Annotated in this window: 16 protein-coding genes; 10 read left to right on the top strand and 6 right to left on the bottom strand. The window is 45.3% G+C overall.

Annotated features, from left to right (window positions below; all coding sequences use genetic code 11):
• On the top strand, nt 1-180 hold a 180-nt coding region (locus JGK07_RS29900; protein WP_293213981.1), incomplete at its 5' end, for a hypothetical protein.
• A gap of 64 nt (nt 181-244) precedes the next feature.
• Here JGK07_RS29900 and JGK07_RS29895 read toward each other — a convergent pair.
• Nucleotides 245-400, bottom strand: a complete 156-nt coding sequence (locus JGK07_RS29895; RefSeq protein WP_293178697.1) for a hypothetical protein — start codon at nt 398-400, stop codon at nt 245-247.
• A 198-nt stretch (nt 401-598) separates the two neighbouring features.
• On the opposite strand from JGK07_RS29895, the gene mnmE reads away from it, so the two are divergent.
• The 3 genes from mnmE (at nt 599) to JGK07_RS29880 (ending at nt 3753) form a co-directional block, all read left to right on the top strand.
• Nucleotides 599-1984, top strand: coding sequence for a tRNA uridine-5-carboxymethylaminomethyl(34) synthesis GTPase MnmE (gene mnmE / locus JGK07_RS29890; RefSeq protein WP_293178700.1), 1386 nt, complete (start codon nt 599-601; stop codon nt 1982-1984).
• 84 nt (nt 1985-2068) lie between these two features.
• Nucleotides 2069-2695 (top strand): DUF4433 domain-containing protein, encoded by a 627-nt coding sequence (locus JGK07_RS29885; protein ID WP_293243353.1) that lies wholly within the window; start codon nt 2069-2071, stop codon nt 2693-2695.
• Between the two features lie 23 nt (nt 2696-2718).
• Nucleotides 2719-3753 carry a macro domain-containing protein gene (locus JGK07_RS29880; protein WP_293243355.1) on the top strand — a complete coding sequence of 345 codons (1035 nt, stop codon included), beginning with the start codon at nt 2719-2721 and terminating at the stop codon, nt 3751-3753.
• 29 nt (nt 3754-3782) lie between these two features.
• On the opposite strand, the gene JGK07_RS29875 is transcribed toward JGK07_RS29880, so the two are convergent.
• Complete coding sequence (locus JGK07_RS29875; RefSeq protein WP_293198937.1) at nt 3783-5321, bottom strand: SagB/ThcOx family dehydrogenase; 1539 nt, start codon at nt 5319-5321, stop codon at nt 3783-3785.
• Nucleotides 5322-5550: 229 nt separating this feature from the next.
• Here JGK07_RS29875 and JGK07_RS29870 point away from each other — a divergent pair, with 229 nt between their 5' ends.
• The 4 genes from JGK07_RS29870 (at nt 5551) to JGK07_RS29855 (ending at nt 10766) form a co-directional block, all read left to right on the top strand.
• Entirely contained in the window at nt 5551-6072 is a 522-nt protein-coding gene (locus tag JGK07_RS29870) for a pentapeptide repeat-containing protein (RefSeq protein ID WP_293178709.1), read from the top strand.
• Between the two features lie 171 nt (nt 6073-6243).
• Entirely contained in the window at nt 6244-6582 is a 339-nt protein-coding gene (locus tag JGK07_RS29865; protein WP_293178711.1) for a hypothetical protein, read from the top strand.
• Between the two features lie 140 nt (nt 6583-6722).
• The gene (locus tag JGK07_RS29860; RefSeq protein ID WP_293193516.1) at nt 6723-8801 is read left to right on the top strand and encodes a dynamin family protein; all 2079 of its coding nucleotides are present in this window, start codon (nt 6723-6725) and stop codon (nt 8799-8801) included.
• Between the two features lie 294 nt (nt 8802-9095).
• On the top strand, nt 9096-10766 hold the full coding sequence (locus JGK07_RS29855) for a dynamin family protein (RefSeq protein ID WP_293178715.1): 1671 nt from the start codon (nt 9096-9098) through the stop codon (nt 10764-10766).
• A 227-nt stretch (nt 10767-10993) separates the two neighbouring features.
• Here JGK07_RS29855 and JGK07_RS29850 read toward each other — a convergent pair whose 3' ends face one another.
• Nucleotides 10994-11383 (bottom strand): VOC family protein, encoded by a 390-nt coding sequence (locus tag JGK07_RS29850; protein WP_293178716.1) that lies wholly within the window; start codon nt 11381-11383, stop codon nt 10994-10996.
• A 241-nt stretch (nt 11384-11624) separates the two neighbouring features.
• Here JGK07_RS29850 and ilvC point away from each other — a divergent pair, with 241 nt between their 5' ends.
• Nucleotides 11625-12623, top strand: a complete 999-nt coding sequence (gene ilvC, locus JGK07_RS29845; protein ID WP_293178718.1) for a ketol-acid reductoisomerase — start codon at nt 11625-11627, stop codon at nt 12621-12623.
• Between the two features lie 322 nt (nt 12624-12945).
• Here the strand turns inward: ilvC and JGK07_RS29840 are convergent, their stop codons facing one another.
• Entirely contained in the window at nt 12946-13164 is a 219-nt protein-coding gene (locus JGK07_RS29840; RefSeq protein ID WP_293178720.1) for a hypothetical protein, read from the bottom strand.
• Between the two features lie 537 nt (nt 13165-13701).
• Entirely contained in the window at nt 13702-15360 is a 1659-nt protein-coding gene (locus tag JGK07_RS29835) for an alpha/beta hydrolase (protein WP_293178722.1), read from the bottom strand.
• A 377-nt stretch (nt 15361-15737) separates the two neighbouring features.
• Between JGK07_RS29835 and JGK07_RS29830 the strand changes: the two genes are divergently transcribed.
• Complete coding sequence (locus JGK07_RS29830; RefSeq protein ID WP_293226391.1) at nt 15738-21263, top strand: ATP-binding sensor histidine kinase; 5526 nt, start codon at nt 15738-15740, stop codon at nt 21261-21263.
• Nucleotides 21264-21591: 328 nt separating this feature from the next.
• On the opposite strand, the gene JGK07_RS29825 is transcribed toward JGK07_RS29830, so the two are convergent.
• Nucleotides 21592-22989 (bottom strand): amidase, encoded by a 1398-nt coding sequence (locus tag JGK07_RS29825; protein WP_293178726.1) that lies wholly within the window; start codon nt 22987-22989, stop codon nt 21592-21594.
• Between the last annotated feature and the right edge of the window lie 185 nt (nt 22990-23174).

The raw sequence follows: 23174 nt of genomic DNA, 5'->3' as shown, positions 1-23174 counted from the left end.
ACAACAGCCGTTTTATTGAGGAGCCCAATGATGGGAAACTATCACGTTCCGTTTTGGAGAGCAGTGGAGGGGGCGACTCCTTCACTGACTTTAATTATTTTGAGAAAAGTAGCCAGTAAGTTAGGTTTAGACCTAAACCAACTGGGTAGACGGTGTTTGACGACTCCCAGCGAGAGTTAGACTTTGGGTTTTACCCAAGCCTACTTTGTCCGCAGAATCTCAGCGTATGAAAGACCTGAGAGTGTCAAGATAGCCAAAAGATTTGGCGGACTAATTTTTTAAGTTCGATCGCGTCCTGACTCGTGCCCAAAAACGGATACTTGCTTTCGGACACTCGTCGCCCGCCACCTAAAATTTCCGACTCCTGTTCAACCCCCTGATTCACTGCGCTGGAAGTCAATCTAAAATCTCAAATCTACAGTCTAAAATCGACTGAATGGGGCTTTCCCGGCGCTCCGGTTCGAGGGGTTAGCTAACGGATTGGCGATCGCACTCAAGCGCGGCGGCCACCCTCTTTTAATATCTTGGAAAAAACTCGCTGAAATTGTTTATTCTGTCAATGAGATATCTATAACTTTGGAATGTGTGAATCATAAAAATGTCTGAATCACTAACAAAAGGAGGAACGATCGCAGCGATCGCCACTGCGATCGTTCCCCAACAAGGCAGCGTCGGCATTGTGCGAGTTTCCGGTGCCGCAGCCTTAAAAATTGCCGAAACCCTGTTTCGCGCTCCAGGAGGGCAAATTTGGGAATCTCACCGCATTCTTTACGGCCACATCCGCCGCCCCAAAACTCAAGAATTAGTCGATGAAGCTTTGTTGTTAATCATGAAAGCGCCCCGTTCTTTCACCCGCGAAGATGTGGTGGAGTTTCACTGTCACGGCGGCATTATGGCGGTGCAGCAAGTGTTGCAGTTGTGTTTAGAAAATGGGGCGAGATTGGCGCAGCCGGGAGAGTTTTCGCTCAGGGCTTTTTTGAACGGAAGGTTAGATTTAACTCAAGCTGAAAGCATTGCAGATTTGGTGGGAGCCCAATCGCCCGCTGCGGCACAAAGTGCTTTAGCTGGTTTGCAGGGAAAATTAGCCCAGCCAATTCGCAAATTAAGAGCAATTTGTTTGGATGTGTTGGCAGAAATTGAGGCGAGAATTGATTTTGAGGAAGATTTGCCGCCTTTAGATGAAGCTAAAACTTGTTTGGAAATCAATCAGATTTTGAACGAATTGTCAAGGATTTTGGCGACGGCCGATCGCGGTGAATTGTTGAGAACCGGTTTGAAAGTGGCGATTGTCGGACGCCCGAATGTGGGAAAGTCGAGTTTGTTGAATGCGTGGAGTAAGAGCGATCGGGCGATCGTCACAGATTTGCCCGGAACGACGCGGGATGTGGTAGAGTCGCAGCTAGTTGTGGGCGGCATTCCGGTACAGGTACTCGATACAGCGGGCATTCGGGAAACGGAGGATAAGGTAGAAAAAATCGGCGTAGAGCGATCGCGCGCCGCAGCCAAACAAGCCGATTTAGTATTGTTGACAATTGACGCAGAATCTGGTTGGACAGCAGGCGATCGGGAAATTTACGAACAAGTCAAGCACCGCCAGCTCATTATAATCATCAACAAAATTGACCTAGTAAAAACAATCCCAGAATTACCTTTTTCCTCGGAAATTCACCCGATAGTCACCGCGGCGGCCGCCTTGGATAGAGGTATAGAAGAATTAGAAACAGCCATATTAGATGCTGTCAGTGGCGGAAATTTGCAAGCAGAAAACTCAGATTTAGCAATCAACCAGCGGCAAGCAGCAGCTTTAACCAGAGCTAAAATTTCCCTGGAAGAATGCACGGATACTATTAACAATAAATTGCCGTTAGATTTTTGGACAATAGATTTGCGCGGCGCAATTCAAGCATTGGGGGAAGTTACGGGGGAAGAAGTGACGGAATCAGTCTTGGATAGAATATTTAGCAGGTTTTGTATTGGGAAATAGGGATGCAAAAGATGATTCAGCCTTAACAGTCAAAGGGATATTACAATGATGAGTTCAACCTGAAACAACCAACAAATAACAGCAGTGCCAATAACTATCTACCACATCACTCACATTCACAATCTAGAATCTATTATTTCTGAAGGTGGATTGTTAGCTTACAACGCTATGCGTGCTGCAAAAACTCAGTACACTAATATCGCCTACGAAAACATCCAAGATCGTCGCGCTAGAATCCGCGTTCCATGCGGTAGAGGTGGTGTACTACACGATTATGTTCCATTTTATTTTGCACCGCGCTCTCCGATGTTATATACGATTAATAAAGGCAATGTAGAAAACTACACTCAAGGTCAAACAACAGTCATTCACCTAGTTTCTAGTATAGAGAATATCGAGTCTGCGGGTTTAGATTTTGTTTTTACTGACGGTCATGCAGTCATGACATTTACCGATTTTTTTGACGACCTCAACTATCTAGGTGCGATCGACTGGGATGTTATGGAATCCCGTTACTGGAACGACACAAACGAAGACAACGACAGAAAGCGCAGGCGTCAAGCCGAGTTCTTAGTTCGCAACATTTTGCCTTGGCAGTTAATAACAGAAATCGGCGTTATCAATAATACAATCAAATCACAGGCAGAGAATATTTTACAAAATTTTACACATAAACCGTCAGTAATAGTTCGCAAAAACTGGTATTATTAAGATAAAAAGATCGGGAAAATAAAGTGATTAAAATTCAGCAAGGCAACCTGTTAGAAGCAAATGCCGAAGCCCTAGTGAACACAGTTAATTGTGTTGGAGTTATGGGGAAAGGAATTGCCTTGCAATTCAAGCAGGCATATCCCGATAATTTTCGCAAATATGAAAAAGCTTGTCGGGCGAGCGAAGTGCAGCCGGGACAAATGTTTGTAATATCTACTGGCAATCTATTTAATCCTCGATACATTATTAATTTTCCGACTAAACGCCACTGGAAGGGCAAGTCAAAAATCGAAGATATTCAAACTGGACTAAAAGCTTTGATTCAGGAAGTAAAGCAATTAGGCATTACTTCTATTGCGGTTCCTCCGCTAGGTTGCGGGAATGGTGGCTTGGCTTGGCAGACAGTCAAACCGCTAATTGAATCAGCTTTTTCAGAACTGCCAAACGTGCAAGTTTTGCTGTTTGAACCGCAGGCTACTCCGCAAGCTGATTCGATGCGGGTGGCTACCGAAAAACCCCAAATGACTCGCGCTCGTGCCTTGTTTATTAGCTTGCTGGAATTGTACGGAATTCCTGGCTATCGCTTGACAATGCTGGAAATTCAAAAGCTAGCTTATTTTCTTCAGGTAGCAGGTGAACCACTAAGATTGCAGTATGTTAAAGAAAAGTACGGCCCCTATGCAAATAATCTCAATCATGTTTTGCAGAAGCTGGAAGGGCATTATATTCGAGGTTATGGAGATCGAAGCCGAGAGGCACAAATCTATGTGCTGTCGGAAGGTAAAATAGCCGCGCGGGAATTTTTAGAAAATGCTGCTGATGCTAATGTTAGACTAGAGCGTGTTAGCGGGTTAATTAATGGTTTTGAAACTCCTTACGGGATGGAATTATTGGCAACTGTTCACTGGGTTGTTTCGGAAAATAGGGAAGCTGCCGAGGATTCCGCAAGAGCGATCGAACTTGTGCGCGAATGGAACATCCGCAAGAGCGAACTATTTAAGCCTCAACATATTCGCAAAGCATGGGAGCGGCTTCGCGAGCAGAGTTGGTTTGTTTAGGATACCTTCTACCGTTTGATGCCTCATCCTCACGATCGCGGTCTGCCCAGAGTTGTGATATAAAGCACAGCCTCACTCGTAGGAATACCGAGAACGTCATTCACGAGATCGTCAAAAAAGCCCGCAATACCGCTGACACCCAAACGCAGTTGAATCGCTGCTAAATTCAACCGCTGGCCCAAATGACCCGCATCCATGTGCAAATATCGGTAAGCGCGATCGCCATATTTGGCAACAGCCCTATTCAAATCCGCCGTGTGAAACAACAGCGCCCCCGCATCTCTGCCCAAATCTTGCCCCAAACACAAATAATGCAGCTCCCTGCGGAAATTTTTGAACCGAATTTGCCGCAATTCTTGAGCTTTCGGAGCGTAATAATAACAACCTTCTTCTAACCCATGCACTCCCGAAACCGCAATAAAAGTCTGAATCAAACTCAGATCGAAATAGTCTGGATAACCGTCTAATCCTTGGTCGATATAGTGCTGCGACTGATAAGTAAAATCAAGCAACGCTAGGAGTTCGCCCAAGCTCAAAGAAGCACCTGTATAAGCACGGGTAGAACGCCTCTTCAGCATCATATTTTCTAAACCTTCCAGATTCACTCCCCAAGGAATCGAAGGTGTGACAGTCGAAACTTTAGTGCAAAATGGAAAGTTATATTTGTCCTCTAAATCTCCTTCACTTTCATCAAGTTTCCAGCCATCTACTCCAGTGGGATCTGATTCTAACTGTGTCGCTTTATGGAGGTATTCTAAAATTTGACCTTCGGAAATTTTCGGGTAATCTGTCGTCGTTTTTCCTGCCAAAGCCGTTTTAAACTTTGGCAAATTTTGGTCGATGTCTAGCAAGTCAGCTAAACCAATTAAACAGATCGCTCCTTCTTGCTGCGAGTCGATATACAGTAATTGATTGACAGCTTCGTCTGCGAATCCTCCAATCAGGTGAGGTCGGTAATCGTTGATGGCGCAAGCTAACTCGATATTGCTCAATAAATGACCAGTGTCGAGAAAGATTCGCCGATAAGCTCTATCTGCGTAACGCCAAGAAGAACGGAAGAAAACAGTGGTAACGGCGATCGCCAATTGGGTATTTTCTAACACCGGCGATCCGAAACAAGCCGCTTGCAGGGCCGGCCAAACTTCGCTGTCCCAAAAATGAACCAGCGAATGAGTTCTGCACTGATAATTGTAGAGTCCCGCCGGCAACTGTGGCGTACCCCGCGAGATTAAATAAACCTCTGCTGGGTAGAGCCCGCCCGCCGATGGTGCCGATCGCAAATACAGGTAGCTGTCATCTACCGTCTGCACCTTCGCCGTCAGCCCGTAGCTGCACAGCAACAAGCTGGACAACCGATGCCACCAACTGGCATCATCCGGGGAATTTGGATCGTCTGAGGGGTCTTTTAGATAAGGCTTCAGGTCAAAATACGCGCCAATTTTATATTCTTTGAACGGAACTGGTTGCTCTGTCCAATCTAGCTGTCTGCTTTTGGCAGCAAGGGTTTGGGGATCGTATTTCGTCCGTTCGTGGTAGTGCTGTGCAATGGAGGGAGGAAGTTCTGGCATATTTCAGTAGAGAATCAGCTTTGGTTTGTTTATCGATCTTGACATTACTGACGGCAAGCATGGTCGAGCAACCCAGAAATTTACAAATATAAAAAAAATCTTAGAAAAAATACGATCGTTGTTACACAAGCTTAACATAATAAGATACCTAAGTATAAATACGCAGAATAAGAACCATCAATTATCATTATGAATTGGCTGCAAAAGCTGTCGTCATTAAGGGTTGAAAATGCAAAAGCTAAGCGCTGAGGAATTGCTCGCTCAGTATTCTGAAGGCCAGCGAAACTTTAACGCCGTTGACTTAAGTGGAGATAACTTGTTTCAAGCAGATTTGCCAGAAATAAACCTTTCTGGTAGCGTGCTGACGCGAGCTTATTTGCCCTACGGAAATCTGACTCAAGCCAATCTTTACAAAACACAGTTACAAGATGCTGAATTGGGCGACATTCAACTTTATCAGGCAAATTTGTCTGAAGCTAATTTATCAGGAGCTAATTTATCTAGAGCAAATTTGCGCCACGCCAATTTGCAAGGAGCAAATTTGCATAAAGCCAATTTACAAGGTGCGGATTTGTACAATGCAGATTTGAGCAATGCCGATTTGAGATATGCTGATTTGAGCAGAGCTAATTTGGAGAAAGCAAAGTTAACCAAAGCTCAATTAGCTGGCTGCAACTTATTTCGAGCGCGCTTAGTGGATTTGTCCGACGCGGAGTGCGATCGCACTACCATCGGCCCGGAAGGATATTGATTTCGCAGCACTGCATTTGGGCGATCGGTCGAAAAAGGCGATCGCCATTTTTGATATTTCTTAACATTTCTCGACACCGCTGACAATGTGAGTTACAGTCGTAGAGAACTTATGGCTGTGCAATATTGACAATAAACAACACATATTTCCACATAAAAAAAGGTCAAACCTATGAACGATCCCGATGAAAAAGCCAGAGAACTCCGACACAAAGAACAACAACTTCGGAAGCGAGAACAAGAACTTCGACTCCGCGAACTAGAATCGGAAATCGAACGATCGGTACCAGAGAATATAACGAGAAAGTACGAAGAACCAGACAACAATACTCAAAGCAAACTGCAACTATGGCGCCGAAAAATCATAGCAATCAGTCAATTTACAGGTCTGGCAATTGTAGCGCTGGTTGCCCTGCGTGTAGCATCTTGGCTAGGAACTGCGGTGATGGTGGGAGCAATTGCTTTCATTGGTTACAAAATACTTTTTCAAGATAAGAATCCCAAGAATTAACTAACAGGCTATTGTAGTCATTTCAGGTCTGTACTGCACATTGTTCGCGAGGAATAGCGAATCAAATAACTTTTGCACGAACACCATCATGAAATAGCTTGGTTTTGAAATATCCAGCAGTAAACAATCAGAAAACAACCATGAACCTCAAAGTAGAAACTAGCAGCTTTCTCAACGATTTAGAGCGAGTATCCGCCGTGCGCCGAGAAATTGCCGATCGCCTGAGCAACATCGTCACAGCCATAGAGCGATCGGAATTAGCCGGAATCGAAGCATCAGGAAAACTCGGTTTAGAAACAGACAGCGCCGACATCAATCTCGCCAGCAAAAACTTGCGCCAAGGAGTATTTCGGCTCCTCGTATTAGGCGACATGAAACGCGGCAAAAGCACTTTTCTAAATGCCTTAATCGGCGAAAACTTGCTTCCCAGCGATGTCAATCCCTGTACCGCTTTGCTGACAATTTTGCGCTACGGCCCCGAAAAAAAAGTCACCGTATATTTCAACGACGGCAAAAGCCCCAAACAACTCGATTTTAAAAGTTTCAAACAAGACTACACAATCGACCCCGCTGAAGCAAAACGCCTAGAATCAGAACAGAAACCAGCATTTCCAGATATCGACTGCGCCGTAGTAGAATATCCCTTACCTTTGCTAGAAAAAGGCATAGAAATAGTAGACAGTCCCGGACTCAACGATACAGAATCGCGCAACGAATTATCTCTCGGTTACATCAACAACTGTCATGCTATTTTGTTTGTACTCAGGGCAACTCAGCCTTGTACAATGGGTGAAAGACGTTATCTAGAAAATTATATCAAAGGTCGTGGATTAAGCATTTTCTTTCTGATCAATGCTTGGGATCAAGTGCGGGAAAGTTTGATCGATCCGGACGATCCTGAAGAAATGGCAGAAGCAGAACACAAACTGGGGCGGGTTTTTAAAGCTAATTTGGCTGAATATTGTTTAACAGAAGGACACGACATTTACGACGAGCGGGTGTTTCCAATTACCTCAATTAAGGCGCTCAGATTGCGGGTAAAAAACCCGGATGCAAATTTAGCAGGAACTGGTTTTCCGGAGTTTATGGCGTCATTGAATACGTTTTTGACGCAGGAAAGAGCGATTTCGGAATTGCGTCCGGCGAGGACTTTGGCGCGTCAAATTTCTGCTCGCGTCCGCGAAGCTGTCGGGCGCCGTTTACCATTGCTCGAACGGGATGTCAATGAGTTGAAGGACAAGATTAATTCTGTTGAGCCGGAGTTTAATAAACTGAGTCAGATTCGCGATGAATTTCAACAAGAAATTATCCGAGTTAGAGATAGTAAATCGCGGGCGATCGCAGATTCTTTCCGCACCTACGTTCTCAACTTAGAAAATACCTTTGAAACAGACTTTTTGCGGTATCAACCCGAGCTGAGATTTCTGGATTTCTTCAGCCAAGATAAGCGAGAAGCCTTTGAAGCATCGCTCAGACGAGCATTCGAGCAGTACATCAACGACAAACTAGCAGCTTGGACTCTCACGGCTGAACAAGAGATGAATTCAGCATTTTCGCAGTTGTCGCAAAGTGCAGCCAATTACGGAGCATCTTACACAAAAGTGACTGAAAAAATCACCGAAAAACTGACCGGGCAAAAAATCCCCGCAGCAGTCAGCAACTCAAACGAAGATAACTCGCCAGCTTGGGCAAAATGGGCGATGGGATTGTTTTCATTAACAACAGGAAACCTGGCGGGTGTAGCAATGGCAGGAGCTGGTTTCGACTGGAAAAATATCCTGCTCAATTTAATTACTGTATTGGGCGTCAGTACGATTTTTGCGAGTTTTACGGGGATTGTTTTGGGGCCGCTGTACTTGGCTTTGCTGGGGATGGGTGTTGGGGTTTTGCAAGCAGACGGAGCTCACAAACAGTTAGTGAAAGCAGCTAAAAAAGAGTTGGTAAAATATCTGCCGCAGGTGGCTCAGGAGCAGTGGCAGCCGATTCACGATGCTGTGAAAGAGTGTTTTGATGTTTACGGGCGCGAAGTGGGCGATCGCATGAATGATGATATTAAGTCTCGGAAAGCTGAGTTGGATAATTTGTTGGAACAAAAGCAATCTCGGGAGATTAATTGTCAGGCTGAATCGCAGCGGTTGGAAAAGTTGGAGGCTGATGTTTCTGCTCAGGCGCAGAGTATAGAATCAGTATATCAAGGTTTCTTAGCATCCGCTAAATGAAGCTCTAAGGTACGTAGTTGCGCTTCAGCGCTCTTACATATATAACTAAGAGCGCTGAAGCGCAACTACGTACCTAGGATTTGGAAAAGTTGGAGGCTAAGGTATAGCGCTGAAGCGCAACTACGTACCTAGGATTTGGAAAAGTTGGAGGCTAAGGTATGTTGTTGCGATGAAAGCGCTCTTACATATATAACTAAGAGCGCTTTCATCGCAACTACGTACCTCGGATTTGGAAGAGGACTGAAGTCCGCACGATCGAACCTTTTATAATCAAACAATGAGATAATTTTAAATATGCAACAACCCGAAACTTATCAAAATCTAACTAACTATCTCAAATCAGCACTGGGCATTCTCGAACTAGATAAAAACTCCCAACTTTACCGAGATACAACTTCTATTTGCGACTATCTCGCCAAACCAACTTTTCAAATCGCTGTCTTCGGCCCGTTTAATTACGGTAAGTCAACTTTGCTGAATGCAATGCTTGGAAATCGCGCTTTGCCGATCGACCTTGTGCCCACTACAGGTGCTGCCATTTATGTCAACTACGGCGACGAATTGCACGCAAAAATCACCCTCAAAGACGGCACAGAAGTCAGCGAAGCGGGGACTGACGTGTTAAAACGCTACGCCATCCTCGACGATAACCGACAGATGCGGGATGATGTCGCAGCCGTGAATGTGTATTGTCCCCACCCATTCCTGAAAACGGGTGTGGAATTGCTGGATTTGCCCGGAACTAACGATCGCCAAGAACAGGATAACTTAGTTCGGGATAAATTGCTGACCGCTGATTTAGTTGTCCAGGTTTTGGACGCTCGCAAATTGATGACTCTGGGCGAACGGGAGCACTTGAGAGACTGGTTGAGCGATCGCCAAATTAACACAGTCGTCTTTGTTGCCAATTTTCTCAATCTACTCGAACCAGAAGACCAAAAACAAGTATACAATCGATTGTTGTTTGTTGCCGAAAGTTTTCGCTCCAACTTGCCGAACAATATCAGCAATATCTACCGCGTCGATGCTTTGCCGGCTTTGCGGGCGAGGCTAAAAGGAGATGTGGCGGCTGCACAAACTACCGGAATTGCCATGTTTGAATCGGCGTTGCAAAGTATAGTCGCAAGTCAACAGGAACAACTAGCAGTTAAGTTGCCGAGAATTGAAGCCATAGCTACTAAGATTTGTCAATCTCTGCGAGCGAAATCTGAAACTGTCGCCACCGAAATAACAGCCGCTCAACAAAAGCAAAAAGACCGAATTGAAATTAAACAAAAAGCTGAAAAACTGATTTCACAAGGCTTTCAAGCCAGCGTTTCCGACTTCGAGATTTGGCTTTACCAGCCCACACTTTTGCGGCGCTATCAATCGGAAATGGCGCTGTCGCTTCAGCAAGGAAGTTTTGATGCGTGGAAGACAAAATTTGAGCAAGATGTACTGAACCAGCGGGAAACCATTGCAGAATGGGTAAATAAAGCTTGCGAGTTCTTCGATCGAGAACAGCCGATCGCCCTTTTGATCTCGTTTCCGCCCTCCCCGCAAATCGCGTTACCAGAACCGCCAACCGCCGCTGCTAAAAGGTCGATCGAGGGCGAAGTGACTCCAGTCGCGATCGCCACCGGCTTAGGTTGGCTGTTGGGCGGCCCAATGGGAGCAGCAGTAGTCGGCGGTGCTAGCTATATTTTGAAGAAAAGAACAGGCTATGAAAAGCCACCTGAATCGTCAGAAGCTTATCTAAATCAAGTAACAGAAATTTGCAACGAAGCTGCTAAAAACTATCTAATTGGTTTCAGTATCGATACTTTTTTAATGCTGCAACACTACAAGGAAATCGCCGCCAAAGTTATCTGTTTTCAAGACAGCAAAGAGCCGCTAAATATGAATGTTCAACAGTACCAGTTACAGTTAGTAAATAATTTAGTGGAAAATTTAGCAGCAGAATTAGATCGAATAAAAATCAGATGATTTTAGATTACTTTCATGGCACTGTCAAATCATCAATAACAGGCTTTCCGGCCAGCTATATCCTCCGTAGGGACACTCCAAGATCCCATTAGTGTCAACTTAAGCCGAAAGCCCACTAGGGTTTTAACCCCTGCCGGACTGCCGGACTCAGGGTTTGACGTTAAGTTGACACTCCTTGGGCAATTCCGTGTCCGTACCAAACCCGAATATGCTGTAAGTCCTGTTAACTAAATTTCATAGATTTCTAACGGTAAGTTGTCTGGATCTCTAAAAAAGGTAAACCGTTTTTCGGTAATTTCGTCAAGGCGAATTTCTTCTACTTCCACTTGTTGCGATTTCAAGTAAGCAACCGATGCTTCTATATCCTCGACTGCAAAAGCTAAATGTCTCAAACCGCAAGCTTCAGGATTGTTAACTCTTTTGGGAGGATGGGGAAATGAAAACAGTTCAATCATTGCGCTGCCGTTTCCGACTTGCAAATCTAGTTTGTAAGAATTCCTCTCGCTTCGGAAAGTTTCTTTGATTGTGGAACATCCCAAGACTTCTACATAAAATTTCTTTGACTTTTCGTAATCCGAGCAAATAATCGCCACATGATGTATTGCCTTTATTTCCATATTAAAAAAGTTAGTTAGTTGCGTTTTTTCAACAGCACAGCACGCTACTAACAATTATATTTGACTTCGAGCAAAACCTGCTAAATTCAGCACGCGCGGCGCAGCTATCCCGTAGGGAATCGCCCTATAAATTCCCCCGCCCAAATCTTAATTAGTAAAATTCCGCAAAAAAAGCACCCCACTTTGATAAAATGAGAGTTTTGCAGTCACTCACCCATTTGCATCTCAGGAGACAAGCACCATGGCCCGTATGTATTACAACGAAGACGCCAACCTAGACCTCTTAGCCAACAAAACGGTTGCTATCATCGGCTACGGTTCCCAAGGACACGCCCACGCCCTCAACCTCAAAGACAGCGGCATGAATGTCATTGTCGGTTTGTATCCCGGTAGCAAATCTGCCGCCAAAGCAACCGATGCAGGTTTAACTGTTCACCCGGTAGACAAAGCAGCCGCCGCCGCTGACTTCATCATGATTTTATTACCCGATGAAGTTCAAAAAACTATTTACAAAGAACAAATCGAACCTAACCTTTCAGCAGGAAATGTTTTAGCATTTGCTCACGGTTTTAACATTCACTTCGGCCAAGTTGTCCCCCCAGCCGACGTAGACGTAGTAATGGTAGCCCCCAAAGGCCCCGGACACTTGGTGCGCCGGACTTACGAACAAGGCGAAGGTGTTCCGAGTTTGTTTGCAGTATATCAGGATGCTTCGGGCCAAGCGCGCGATCGGGCAATGGCCTATGCTAAAGGTATCGGCGGCACCAGAGCCGGCATCCTCGAAACCACTTTCCGCGAAGAAACAGAAACCGACCTTTTTGGCGAACAAGTAGTTTTGTGCGGCGGTTTGAGCGCCTTAATTAAAGCTGGATTTGAAACCTTAGTTAACGCTGGATATCAACCAGAATTAGCTTATTTTGAATGTTTGCACGAAGTTAAACTTATCGTTGACTTAGTAGTAGAAGGAGGCCTCGCCAAAATGCGCGACAGCATCTCCAATACCGCAGAATACGGCGACTTAACTCGCGGCCCCCGCATCGTCACCGATGACACCCGCGCCGAAATGCGTAAAATTCTTAGCGAAATTCAATCCGGCCAATTTGCGCGCGAATTCGTTCTGGAAAACCAAGCCGGCAAACCGGGCTTTACTTCGATGCGCCGTCAGGAAGCAGAACATCCGATTGAAGAAGTTGGTAAAGATTTGCGCGCTATGTTTAGCTGGTTGAAAAAGCAAGCATAATCGATTTTGGATTTTAGATTTTAGATTTTAGATTTTTCGTTTTATCTAAGATCTAAAATCGCTAATCTAATAGTAATTGTCAAAAGTAGTCCTAGGGTGTGTCGCCACGAAAAATCCCTAAATAAGACAGAGAATCTCACAGCGACGCACCTGACAAGCAGCAGAAATAAACCCAACACCACTGAACAGACAAAAATCGGTCAATTGGTTCTTTCTTTGTCTTCCAACTTCCATCGAATTTCTGTCAACTGTCAACCCTTCTCTAAGCAAACTGTCAACTGTCAACCGTCAACTGTCAACCGTCAACCGTCAACTGTCAAAACTATCGACTAGGGTTTTTTTGCAAGTCCTCAATCTCCTTATCCCTTTCCTTGTTTACCTCTTTTGGCTTCACCCATGACGGCCACAAACTGACGAAGAACTTTCTACTTGCTAAGCTGGTATCTCTTACAGGTTTGGGGAGAAAAGTTAAACTGTCACCGTAAAGGGTAAACATTGCTACAAACAGCAGCACTAGCGGGATAATATTTTTTTTAGGCATGGCAGTTTCAGAGTTAAGTTTGTAAAAGTCCTTGTTTATATTTTGCCCTGGCGCGAACCAAAAATATCAGCGCTAAAGAAAAGAAATCCCAGGCATAAGCGGACGCAGCATGAAAAAGACAAGACTGCTAATTCGCAATATTATTCGACAAGGCTGACTACCAACTCACAATCTAAGTTCAAATGTACGGACTCGTGACACCTCAGAAACCCGGTTTCTTCGTAACTTTCTCGTTACTAAATGGGAAAACTCGTAGAAACCGGGTTTCTCGCCTATGCGTGGACAATCAAACTGTCCGAAGTATTTATGACTAATGGCTGCTGACTAATAACGTTCGCGAGTTCTTAAGGATCGCAAATTAAATAACTTACAATTTTCATTGTTATTGTGGGATGGGCGTCCCGCCCGTCCAGAAAGAACGGGCGGGACGCCCATCCCACAAATATGTGTAAATTATTTAATTCTCATTCCTAAGTTCGCACTAATAACTACTGTCAACTGTCAACTGTCAACTGTCAACTGTCAACTGTCAACTGACTATTTATTCCCTTGAATAAAACTTTGCACGACTGCATTAGTCTCAGGGGAAATTTCTGTTACCAGGCGCACTGGAATTGCATTGGTAGAAGCAAACTGCGCGTATTCGGGCGTTAGAAAAATAGCATATTTGTCAGCTTCTGCCGTTAGTTGAGCGGCAGTGGCCAGACTTATCGCTTTAATATAATTGCGTATGCTCACAGCTTGCTCGCCGACAACTTCATCGCCAGAAATTACTGTACTCGGTCTGCTAGCTTGGTCTAAGGTTGTACTCGGATCTTTGACGCTTAAGTGGGTTCCTCCTACAAAGCCGACTAGCCATTTGGGGGCGGTAATCTTTTGGAATCCGGCAATTTGTTCGACTAAGGCGGGTGTGGTTTTGTCGGCTGAAGATGCTACTATTAATGTAGGGATTTGAATGGCACTTAAACCCGTTTCTCCAAATAGTAATGATGTAGTGGGATTCATAACGATCGCCCTTTTTATCCTCACATCCCGCAATTGATACCGTTCTGCGGGCAATCGGGCCGCCGCGCACTGAATGCCTTCGCCCAAGCTAAACCCGATTAAATCCCCCTGACAGCGCTGTTTGAGCCCGGTCAATTGCAGTTCGGCACCGGCTACGGACAAGGCTGTGGCGCCACCGAAGGAATAGCCCACGATCATCGATCGCTCGATCGCAATTTTTCCCTGCAAGTTATCATCAGTTTGGTTCAATTTTGCCAGTTCGTCGAGCACAAAACTGATATCTTTAGGACGGTCTAAAAACTCTCCAGAAGCGAGCAACTGAGACTTACCCGCGATCGCAGCCTTGGTATTTGTTTCGTTGCTTCCCGGATGTTCTACAGCAGCTACCACGTAGCCGTAGGACGCCAAATGCTCGGCTAAATAACGCAAATCCGTCCGCACCGAACCCAAACCGTGAGAAAACACGATCGTCGGTTTGTCCGCCGTCGCTGCTCTCGACCAATAGACATCAACAGGAATACGCCGATTGCGGGCGCTATCGTTCAAATCTAGCTTGAGAACCCGCACCGAATTCGGGCCGGGTTGGGTTGGGTCGAAAGGCGGGTTAAAGGCGGGTTTAGTGGCTGTTAATTGAGGTGCGATCGCGGCCATAAACCTCTGAGTTTGCCAAAAACCCGAGTTTAAATTGCTTAAAACTGCGAAAGCTCGATCGAGATCCACGACTACCCGCGCACTCGGATAAGATTCAATGAAACTCAATACCGATAAGCCTTCCGGCGCATTCGCCCCCAGCACCAAAGCCGCTCGCAGCGCTTCGACACCGGCACCGTCGCGCCTGGGAATGACTGTAGTCAAATCCGTCAAAATCGCAGTCCCGATGCGCGTATTTAGCAAGTTGCTCAAACCAACTACATTGAGAGGGATTTTCGCTTGAAGTGCTCCCAAAATTTGACTGCGCTGTGCGTCAGACAGCAGATTGGCGTATGCTTGGAGTCTCGGGGGGACTTTTCCGGTTTTTGCGAGCTCGCGCAAATCCGCCACCGAGATTGAGGATTCTAAAGGGCCTTTGCGGACAACAACTGTTTCTGTAGCTTTTGCAGGGGATATCATAGCGCCGAAAGTGCCGATCGCGATCGCGCCACAAACACTCGCGACTGAGGAAAACCATCTTAAATTTGGTCGGATGCTCATTTTTACCTGGTTCAACTAGAGGGATATCACTATATTCTTAAAATTGTCCCAGATACAGAGAAATTCTGTTCAAGTGTTGATAAATTGTCTGGGAATGCGATCGACAAAACCTCTCGGTATGTTTAAATGTCGATCGTCGCGATCCTATTAAGTATAATTGCCAATCAAACATGGCCATTTAGCTTAATGCACTACGCGAAATTGCGGTTGACATCATATTTTGTGTTTACTACGATAGTAAATAAAACCCTGCGATATCCCTGACCTTTGCATCAGAATGATCATTTTTCGAGTGCAGTGCGATCGTCCTCTGGCATTATATCGTTTCCGTCAGTCTTGAAAAAAATCAATTTACCTCAGCTATCAGGAGGATTTCAATGAATACACTGACACTTCCAGGCTACAAAATCACCACCTCAATCTCCGACGGGTTCAATACCAGCGTTTACCGGGGAATTAGACAGTCAGACGAACAACCAGTCATCATCAAAATCCTCAAGGCAGAATTTCCCACCCTCGAACAAATTACCCGCTTAAAAAACGAATATAAAATTACTCAGCATTTACACGCAGACAGCATCGTCACATATTACAGCCTCGAAACGTATCAAAACCGTCTCGCCCTGATTTCAGAAGATTTTGGAGGCAACTCCCTGGGTCAAATCATCTCAAAAAAGCTTGACTTAACAGCATTTTTAAACATTGGCATTCAGCTAGCATCAGCACTCAACTCGCTGCATCAAAACGGCATCATTCACAAAGACATCAAACCCTCCAACATTATCATCAACCTGGAAACAGGAATAGTTAAAATCACCGACTTCAGCATCGCTTCCCGGCTGAGCAAAGAAACTCCCCAAATTAACAGCGCTAACTTAGTTGAAGGTACAGTCGCCTATATGTCTCCCGAACAAACTGGGAGAATGAACCGCACCTTAGATTATCGCAGCGATTTCTATTCCCTAGGTGTCACATTTTACGAAATGCTGACAGGCAAATTGCCGTTTAAAAGCAACGATATTTTGGAACTGGTACACTGTCATATTGCCAAACATCCCGCGCCACCTTCTGAATGCAGGAGGAATTTAGAAAATAGCGATCTGGTTCCGCAAGTTGTTTCGGATATTGTGATGAAGCTTTTGGGAAAAAATGCCGAAGATAGATATCAAACAGCAGAGGGGATTAAGGCAGATTTAGAAAACTGTTTGAATTCTTGGCAGACAACTGGGGAAGTTGCTTATTTTGTACCCGGACAGTTGGATCGATCGGGACAATTGTCAATCCCTCAAAAACTCTACGGGCGAGAACTTGAAGTCGATAGTTTACTTGCTGCTTTTGAAAGGGTAGGGACACGGCAGTGCCGTGTCCCTACAGGTGATAGGGATTTACTCCCAGGGCGCAGCGAAATAGTCCTAGTTTCCGGTTATTCTGGGATTGGTAAAACCGCCATTGTCAATGAAGTTCACAAGCCAATTGTGCGACAGCGCGGCTATTTTATTAACGGCAAATTTGACCAATTTAAGCGCAACATTCCCTATGCAGCTTTGATTCAAGCTTTCGGGTCCTTAATCGGGCAGTTGCTGACTGAAAGCAGCGAAAATTTGCAAGCTTGGCGAGAAAAGTTAGCGGCGGCTTTGGGTACAAACGGTGCTGTGATTGTTGATGTAATTCCCGAGATTGAGCTAATTATTGGGAAACAGCCGGAAGTGCCACAACTGGGGGCTGCGGAATCTCAAAATCGGTTTAATCGAGTCTTTCAAGAGTTTATCGGCGTCTTTACTCGCGCAGAACATCCGCTGGTTATCTTTTTAGATGATTTGCAGTGGGCTGATTCGGCTTCGCTGAATTTAATGCAGTTGTTGCTTGGCAATTCGGAAAGTAAATACCTGCTGTTGATTGGTGCTTATCGGGATAATGAAGTTCATCCGACTCATCCGCTCGTACAGGCGATCGAGCAAATTGCCAAAACTGGTACTCCAGTCAATAATATTGTATTGCAACCGCTGGATTTCGGCAATGTTTGCGAATTAATTGCCGATACTATCACGGCTAACGACAAGGTGAGATTGCTGGCTGAGTTGATTTTCCACAAAACGGGCGGTAATCCTTTCTTCATCACGCAGCTTTTGCAAGCGCTGTATCAAGAAAATCTGTTACACTTTGAGTTGAGCAGCGGTAGTTGGCAGTGGGATTTAGCGCAGATTCAGGCGATCGGCATTACCGACAAAAGTGTCGTGGAATTGGTAGCCAGCCGCATCGAAAAACTTCCGGAAACTACGCAGCGAGTCTTAAAATTGGCGGCTTGTATTGGCGACACATTTACCCTCGATGTTTTGTCAATTGTCAACGAACAATCCCAGGCGCAAGCAGCTAGCGAACTCTGGGCGGCGCTGCAAACTGGATTGGTTCTCCCGTTGAGTAATGCTTACAAAATTCCCCTGGTTGGAGGCTGGGGACTGGATAATTTGCGATCGATTATTCCCGCTTCTCAATCCAAAATTGCCTACAAATTTCTGCACGACAGAGTGCAGCAAGCAGCTTATTCTCTGATTCCAGACGCCCAAAAGCAAGCAACGCACCTAAAAATCGGTCAATTGCTGCTCAAAAATACTCCCGTCGCTGAGATTGACGATAATGTGTTTGATATTGTCAACCAACTGAATGTTGGGGTTGAATTTCTCACAGAAAAAACCGAAAAAGATGAATTGGCAAAACTGAATCTGATCGCCGGGAAAAAAGCTAAAGCATCTAATGCTTACGAAGCTGCTGTCAGGTATTTGAATGTCGGCTTGGAACTCATTAACTCCTCCCAGTCCCCCGTTAGTATGCAGTCAAGTTGGGATACTGATTATGACTTGACGCTGAATCTGCACGTAGAAGCAGCGGAGGCAGAGTATCTGAATACTAACTTTGGGCGATCGCAAGAATTAGCGGATCTTGTTTTACAACAAGCTGTTAGCGTACTAGACAAAATTAAAGTCTACGAAATCCAAATCCAGTCTTATATGTCTCAAAACCAATTTAGTCAGGCTGTAGATTATGGGCTAAAAGCTGTGGAAATATTGGGGTTGTCCCTCTCTGAAATCCCCCCAGAGAATCTCGCTGGAATTAAGTTGCCTCAAATTGAGGAACTAGAAAAAGTACCTGTAATGACTGATGACTATCAGTTGGCGGCAATGCGGATACTCTCGGTGCTTCTTTCTCCGGCTTTTGGTGCAAAACCAGAACTCTTGCCACAGATCATCTTCACAATGGTCGATTTTGGTATGGAAAGCGGTTATTCAGCACTTGGGGCGATCGCCTATACTTGGTATGGTTTGCTGCTAAGTGCGGTATTGGGAGAGCTAAACGCTGGATATCATTCTGGACAACTAGGTTTGAAACTGTTAGACAAATTCAATGCTAAACAACTTAAATCCAAAATTTACAATATGTTTAACACTTTTGTTAGACATTGGAAAGAACACGCCAGGGAAACTATTGTATCCTTAATGGAAGGGATTCAATCTGGCTTAGAAACAGGAGATTTAGAGTTTGGCAGTTATTGTGCCATGAACTACTGCAATCACCTATTTTTGATTGGCGAGCCACTAGAAAATGTTGCACAAAAGCAAGGGCAATATATAAATTTAACACTGAACCTAAAGCAGGATTTTCCTAGTGTATTTATCAGAACTTGGTCACAAATGGTTTTGAATCTAATGGGGCGTTCGACCAATAAAAGTCAATTGATCGGGGATGAATTTAACGAAATAGAAATGTTGCCAAATTTGAAAGTTAATTGGTCTTTTTTTAATTTTTACTTTGCGAAAACACTTCTGCATTACTTGTTTAAAGAATACGATATGGCAGTTGCTAACGCATCTTTGGCGGTAGAATACGCAGGTGGGATGGTTGGCTACATGATGGTCGGCACAAACAATTTTTACTATTCCCTGGCACTCCTGGCTGTGTATCCAACTGCGGATAGTGCAGCACAAGAAAAATACTTGATGCAAGTAGCAGCCAATCAGGAACAAATGCAGACATGGGCGCACCACGCCCCGATGAACTACCAGCACAAGTACGATTTAGTAGAGGCTGAAAAAGCGAGAGTTTTCGGTAAAAATTGGGAAGCAGCAGATTATTATGACAAAGCTATTCAAGGAGCCAAAGAGCAAGGATACATCCAAGAAGAAGCACTCGCTAACGAACTTGCGGCCGAGTTTTATTTCTCTCGCAACAAAGACAAAATTGCTCAAGTATATCTCACAGAATCATACTACGGTTACATCCACTGGGGAGCGATCGCCAAAGTCAAAGATTTAGAAGCCCGATATCCCCAATTAGTCGCCCAAACCCTCAACCGAGAAACTAAAACCCGCGATTTAACTGTCACCGCCACGACAACAACCACCAGCAGCGATTTCAGTAAATCCTTAGATATCGGCACCTTCGTCAAAGCATCTCAAGCAATTACCAGCGAAATTGTCCTGGATAAATTGCTCGCCAGTTTGATCGAGATTTTGTTAGAAAATGCCGCCGCTCAAAAAGCTGTGCTGATGCTCTACAAAGATGATAGTCTTTTGATCCAAGCAGCTTGTACGTCAGAGCAAAATCAAGCCGTTGTCTTGCAATCCCTTCCCGTTGAAATTAGTCAAGATTTGCCAGTTTCTATTGTTAACTATGTTGCTCGAACTCAAAAAGACTTGGTTTTAAACAATGCAGCGTCAGACGGCTTGTTTACCGAAGATCCATATATTGTCAGCAGTCAGCCAAAGTCAATTCTTTGCAATCCAGTCATCTATCAGGGCCAACTCACAGGCATTCTGTACCTGGAAAATAACTTAGCAGTGGGTGCTTTTTCTCCCGAAAGATTGCAAGTTTTAAAAGTTTTGACTTCTCAAGTTGCGATCGCCCTAGAAAATGCTAAACTCTACGCAAAAGCACAACAAAAGTCGCAGCAACTAGAACAATCTTTGCACAAGTTGCAGCAAACCCAAGCTCAACTGGTGCAAACGGAAAAAATCTCAAGTTTGGGGCAGTTGGTAGCAGGAGTTGCTCACGAAGTCAATAACCCCGTTGGCTTTATTTCCGGCAATCTCCACCACGCTAATGATTATGTACGAGATTTGATTTGCATTGTCAATCTTTACCAGCAGCACTACCCACAGCCGGTACAGGAAATTGCAGAAGCAGCAGAAGATATGGAACTCGATTATCTGATGGAAGATTTGCCTAAAATGCTGGGTTCTATGCAGTTAGGAACCGATCGCATTCGTGATATCATGCAATCATTACGCAACTTCTCGCGCGTTGACGGTAATGAAAAAAAACCGGCCGACATTCATGCAGGTATCGAGAGTACGTTGATGATTTTACAGCACCGCTTGAAAGCTAATGCGGAACGTCCGTCAATTCAAGTGATTAAGGAATACGGCGACTTACCTGCGGTTGAGTGCTACAGCGGACAACTCAATCAGGTGTTTATGAATTTGCTCTCAAATGCGATCGATGCTTTGGATGAGTCGAATGCTTCACGTACTTACGCTGACATTGATAAGCATCCTAATATTATCACAGTTTGCACCGAAGTCAAGGATGTGAAGGAAGAAGGAATAAGGAAGAAGGAAGAAGGAAGAGGGAATAAGGAAGAAGAAAGAGAGAATAAGGAAGAAGTAAGAGGGGGGAAAAGTGAGAGTTTTGCGGTGATTCGGATTAAGGATAATGGGCCTGGGATGCCTGAATCAACGCGGTGTAAATTGTTCGATCCGTTTTTTACCACTAAGCCGGAGGGGAAAGGTACGGGATTGGGATTGTCGATTAGCTATCAAATTGTAGTCGAAAAACACGGCGGTGCGATCGAGTGTATTTCGGAACCGGGAAAAGGTGCGGAGTTTGTGATAGCAATTCCCTTAAATTAGAGAAGGATTAGAGAAGAAAACCGGGCGAATATAATTCGCGTCTATACAGACACTCACGCGCCTCCGCGGGTTGAAAAAAACCCGGCGAATATAATTCGTGTCTATACAGACACTCACGCGCCTCCGTGGGTTGAAGAAAACCCGGCGAATATGATTCGTGTCTATACAGACAACCGGGCGAATAGGATTCGCGTCTATACAGACACTCACGCGCCTGCGCGGGTTGAAAACGGGGAAATTAAAATTACCTTATTCTCTTCAACCTGCGGAGGCAGGTTTTGTTCGTATAGGCGCGAATTCTATTCGCCGTCTATCTGCATCTACAAACCTATTTAAAATCTAAAACCGGGAAAGGTTTCGCCGCTTCTATCTGCGCCGCTAATGCAATTAAAGTTGCTTCCGCCGCCGGCCGCCCGATAATTTGAATTCCCACCGGCAAACCGTTATCATCTAAGATGGCCGGAAGTGCGATCGCAGGTAAACCACTCGCATTAAATGGCGGACAAGGAGCAACCCAATTAATAATCCGCTGCAAAGTTTCCTCACAACTCAAATGGGCCCACTCCCCGATGCCAATGGGCGAGTGCATATAAGTCGGCAAAACTAACACATCAAAATTCTCAAAGAATCCCACAATCCGCCGTGAAATCACCTGCATTTGATTCACCGCCCGCAAATATTCCCCAGCCCCAACAGTCCTTTCCAACAACCAGCGATTCATCGGTTCCAAAACCTTGCCTGGAATGCCGCTTGCTGCCGCCCCAGACTGCCAAATTACTGTAAACGGTTCGATTAAACCTGTAAAATCCGGGCATCCCGGTTCGACATCGTGACCCAAATCTGTCAGTAATTTTACGGTTTCGAGTACGGCTTGCTGACACACAGGCGCTGCCTCACCCACGGGAGCAATACTGGTAGAAAAAGCAATTCGCAGTTTGCCCAACTTTTCGCCGGAAGCCTCTAAAAACGTGGGATTTGGGTCTGGTAGCCAGTATGGATCGCCTGTGGTGTAGCCTGACATCACATCCAACAGGGCGGCGGCGTCAGCGACGGTGCGGGCGAGAGGGCCGTTGGCAGAAATTCCGCTCAGGTAATCTCCGACTGGTGCCCAGGAAACTCGCCCGCGCGAGGGTTTAATGCCCACTAAACCGCAGGCGGAAGCTGGGCCTCGGATCGAACCGCCGCCGTCTGAACCTTGGGCGATCGCGCATAAACCCGCCGCTACGGCCGCCGCTGAGCCGCCGCTGGAACCTCCGGGCGTGTAGTCTAAATTCCAGGGATTGCGCGCGGGCCGGAAACCTGGGGGTTCGCTGTAAGGCAATGAGCCTATTTGAGAGGTTGCTGTTTTGCCCAGAATGTTAAATCCGGCTGCTTCGATCCGCCAGACTACTGACTCGTTGTAGGGAGATATGTTACTGTGCAAAGCCTGAACTCCGTAAGTACACGGAATGCCGGTAACTGGTGTCAAGTCTTTAATCGCGATCGGCACTCCGAAAAACGGCGGCAATTCCTCTGACTTGTTTAAGCCTGCTAGGTGTTCGGTTTGCGCTGTCGCCAGCTCGATCGCCCGATCGGCAGTTACTGTAAAATAACTACCAAGTTGATGGTTTAATCGATCGATCCGTTCCAAGTACACATTGGCAATTTCTAGGGGCGAAATTTCCCGAGCGCGGATCGACTTCGCCAAATCCAGGGCTGAACTAAAAGCCCGATCGACAGAATTCATAGGTGTAAGTCCTGAATGGTTCGGCAAAGTATATATTTATAGCTGGTAAAAGTATAGTCATCTATTACATGACACGGGAGGCATTGAGTCCCTCCCCTTTCGCTTTCACTTCGAGCGGATTAACCCGCCTCGGCTGAGCTACGCAGCTCTCTATCCCATTGCTGAAGGCATTTGGGATTGCTTTT

Source organism: Microcoleus sp. PH2017_24_DOB_U_A (assembly GCF_020738205.1).
Classification (GTDB): Bacteria; Cyanobacteriota; Cyanobacteriia; order Cyanobacteriales; family Microcoleaceae; genus Microcoleus.
The sequence above is the reverse complement of the archived record's forward strand: the minus strand, read 5'-3'. Positions and strand labels throughout refer to the sequence as shown.

What these genes read in the sequence shown, in the direction of transcription:
- JGK07_RS29835 (WP_293178722.1), bottom strand. Translation starts at nt 15,360, where the DNA reads ATGAGCATCCGACCAAATTTAAGATGGTTTTCCTCAGTCGCGAGTGTT.
- JGK07_RS29865 (WP_293178711.1), top strand. Translation starts at nt 6,244, where the DNA reads ATGAACGATCCCGATGAAAAAGCCAGAGAACTCCGACACAAAGAACAA.
- JGK07_RS29825 (WP_293178726.1), bottom strand. Translation starts at nt 22,989, where the DNA reads ATGAATTCTGTCGATCGGGCTTTTAGTTCAGCCCTGGATTTGGCGAAG.
- JGK07_RS29860 (WP_293193516.1), top strand. Translation starts at nt 6,723, where the DNA reads ATGAACCTCAAAGTAGAAACTAGCAGCTTTCTCAACGATTTAGAGCGA.
- JGK07_RS29840 (WP_293178720.1), bottom strand. Translation starts at nt 13,164, where the DNA reads ATGCCTAAAAAAAATATTATCCCGCTAGTGCTGCTGTTTGTAGCAATG.
- JGK07_RS29850 (WP_293178716.1), bottom strand. Translation starts at nt 11,383, where the DNA reads ATGGAAATAAAGGCAATACATCATGTGGCGATTATTTGCTCGGATTAC.
- JGK07_RS29855 (WP_293178715.1), top strand. Translation starts at nt 9,096, where the DNA reads ATGCAACAACCCGAAACTTATCAAAATCTAACTAACTATCTCAAATCA.
- JGK07_RS29875 (WP_293198937.1), bottom strand. Translation starts at nt 5,321, where the DNA reads ATGCCAGAACTTCCTCCCTCCATTGCACAGCACTACCACGAACGGACG.
- JGK07_RS29830 (WP_293226391.1), top strand. Translation starts at nt 15,738, where the DNA reads ATGAATACACTGACACTTCCAGGCTACAAAATCACCACCTCAATCTCC.
- ilvC (WP_293178718.1), top strand. Translation starts at nt 11,625, where the DNA reads ATGGCCCGTATGTATTACAACGAAGACGCCAACCTAGACCTCTTAGCC.
- mnmE (WP_293178700.1), top strand. Translation starts at nt 599, where the DNA reads ATGTCTGAATCACTAACAAAAGGAGGAACGATCGCAGCGATCGCCACT.
- JGK07_RS29870 (WP_293178709.1), top strand. Translation starts at nt 5,551, where the DNA reads ATGCAAAAGCTAAGCGCTGAGGAATTGCTCGCTCAGTATTCTGAAGGC.